Origin of the sequence: Herpetosiphon sp. (assembly GCF_003512625.1) — a bacterium.
Taxonomy (GTDB): Bacteria; Chloroflexota; Chloroflexia; order Chloroflexales; family Herpetosiphonaceae; genus Herpetosiphon; species Herpetosiphon aurantiacus.
The window spans coordinates 1-2,571 of record NZ_DOPT01000054.1; the positions used below are offsets into that span (position 1 = coordinate 1).

Below are 2,571 nucleotides of genomic sequence, written 5' to 3' on the forward strand. Positions count from 1 at the left end.
AGGGCATGCTGGCCGTTGTTCATGTGATAAACCATTAAATCTAGGAGCTAACAAGGATAGATAATCGTCGTAGCCCGATCCCCAATAACCGATCCCCGACTGCCAACATTACCACTCCGCGTCGCCGAAGAACTCGCCATGATCGCGGGCTAGAAAGGCTTCGATCTTGGGGCGAATTGAGCCTAAACTAAATTCCGCACCATGGCCAGCATAACAAATTCGTTGATCATCCCAGGTTAAAATGGTGTTGCGTAGGGTTTGCAAGCTGGTTTGAAAATCGGCTGCCGACCACGTGCGGCCTGGCCCACCTGCAAACAAGGTATCGCCGACAATCGCAATTGGGCTAGCATCGACCAAAAAACTGACCATATCGCCAGTATGGCCAGGCGTGTAGATCGCCTTGACCGTATGTTCGCCAATCGTCAAAATCTGGCCATCGCTGATGGCTGCATCAAGGGGCACAGGGCGGGTTTGTGGCCCAGGATGGCCGAGCACTGGCACATTCAGGCGTTGGCGCATGCTGGCAACCTCGCCAATATGATCATTATGGGTGTGGGTTAGCCAAATCGCAATTGGAGTGGTGTTGTTGAGCATCGCCTGCAACCGCGCCGGGTCAGCCCCGGGGTCAATCAACACACTTTGATTGGTCTGCGGGCAAACCAAGGCATAACTGTTCATGGGCCATGGCCCAACGGCACGCTGTCGAATTTCCATTGATTCATTCCTCCTCACTGCATTATAAATTCAATTTTCCCAAAAGCCGCTAGGCTGGCCTAAATTTGCTGCTATGCGCTATCATAAGCTATCGTATTAATCATTATTTAAGGAGTAGTTCGATGGTATTTTTGATTGGGCGCATGCTCTTGGTGCTTGGTTTGTTGGCTGGCGTATGGCCCAAGCCCAGCCAAGCCAGCGCGATCTTGATCGATTGCAATACGACAGCAGTTAGCGCGGCGATTAGTGCTGGCGGCGCGATCAACATCAATTGCAACAGCCCCACCGTCTTGACGTTTGGCAGCGAATTGGTGATGAACCAAGCAACTGAGATTAATGGCAATAACAATGCAATTTTCGATGGCCAGAATACGCGGCGGTTGCTGCGCAGCGCCAATAATCTCAAAATCACCTTGCGCAACCTCACGATTCGCAATGGCCGTACAACTGACCAAGGCGCAGGCATCAAAGTTGGCTTTTGGAATACGCTCAGCATAAGCAATGTGCGTTTTGAAAACAACCAAGCAACCAAAGATACGGCTGCTTGCGATGGTGGCGGGGCAATTTTTATCGGCGGTGGCAGCAGCGCCATGATCGATCACAGCACCTTCATCAACAATCGCGCCAATAATGGCGGGGCAATTAACAGTTTGCGCACCAATTTGATGGTCAGCAATAGCAGCTTCGAGCAAAATAGCGCCATGCATACCGCAGCCATCAATCAACATGGCGATTGTGGTGGCGGCGGGGCAATCTACATCGACGGCACGCGCATGCCCAACGATGGCGGCCCCGATGGCATTGTGCTGCTCAATAATAGCTATACCAGCAACACCAGCAACAACCATGGTGGCGCAATCTTCATCGGTTTGTATAGCAACGAAACCGCCACAATCGAGCGCTCAAGTTTTACCAACAACAGCGTAACTTACGCAACATCAGCCGATTGGTCGGGTACAGGCGGGGCCATTTGGTATGGCTTTGCTGCTGGTGGCGTGACTAACGAACGGCTTTTTATCAACAACTCAACCCTCGAAGGCAATAAAGCCATCGGCCAAGGCGGCGGTTTGTGGGTTGATGCACCTGCCACAATTCGCAACACCACCTTTTATGCCAACGATGCCACCGATCCGCGCAGCTATCCCGATGATCAAGAATGGCGCAAAGGTAACGGCGGGGCGTTGGCGGTCAATAATAATGCAGCCGTTGATATTACCAATGCAACCTTTATGAACAACCATGCTGGCTTCAACGGCGGAGCAATTGCAGGCCAAACCATCACAATCCGCAACACGCTGTTCTACAATAACACCACCGATTGGTCGATTAAGATTATGCAGCATTGCACCAATGCGCTAATCGATGGCGGCAATAATCTGCAATACCCGCCTAAAAATCCTAACCCTAATTATTGGAACGAAACCAACTGTACCAGCAGCATGCGCACCCCAGAACTAACACTGAGCAACATTGCCAATAACGGTGGCTCCACCCGCACTGCCGCTTTACCTGCTGGTAGTCCCGCGATCAATCTGGGCAATCCCGCCAGTTGTAGTGCGCTCGATCAGCGCGGCTATACGCGGGCTGGGGCTTGTGATGTTGGAGCATATGAATACAACGGCGCAGCATTTAGCCCAAGCCATAGCATTTATATTCCGTTAGCCCGCAAACCCAATTAAAAGCAAAACCCCGCTTGGCTTTCAAGCTGCCAAGCGGAGTTGGTTTGATCGAGCAATAATGCCTTCGGGGTAGGTTTTAGCTCCGTTTCGATCCACTAATCTTCTAGTTCATCGATGGATGCCTGCCTACCACCACATGTCCTTGAGGGGGTGCAGGGGATTAAAGCCCCCTGCGTCT

Annotated in this window: 2 protein-coding genes; one reads left to right on the top strand and one right to left on the bottom strand. The window is 51.6% G+C overall.

The window, feature by feature from the left end; all coding sequences use genetic code 11:
• Positions 1-108 precede the first annotated feature (108 nt).
• Entirely contained in the window at positions 109-714 is a 606-nt protein-coding gene (locus DEF47_RS12085) for an MBL fold metallo-hydrolase (protein WP_012191236.1), read from the bottom strand.
• Positions 715-836: 122 nt separating this feature from the next.
• Between DEF47_RS12085 and DEF47_RS12090 the strand changes: the two genes are divergently transcribed.
• On the top strand, positions 837-2,393 hold the full coding sequence (locus tag DEF47_RS12090) for a choice-of-anchor Q domain-containing protein (protein ID WP_012191237.1): 1,557 nt from the start codon (positions 837-839) through the stop codon (positions 2,391-2,393).
• Positions 2,394-2,571 lie beyond the last annotated feature (178 nt).

Excerpts from the sequence above, each read along its gene's own strand:
- DEF47_RS12085 (WP_012191236.1), bottom strand. The coding sequence starts at position 714 with ATGGAAATTCGACAGCGTGCCGTTGGGCCATGGCCCATGAACAGTTAT.
- DEF47_RS12090 (WP_012191237.1), top strand. The coding sequence starts at position 837 with ATGGTATTTTTGATTGGGCGCATGCTCTTGGTGCTTGGTTTGTTGGCT.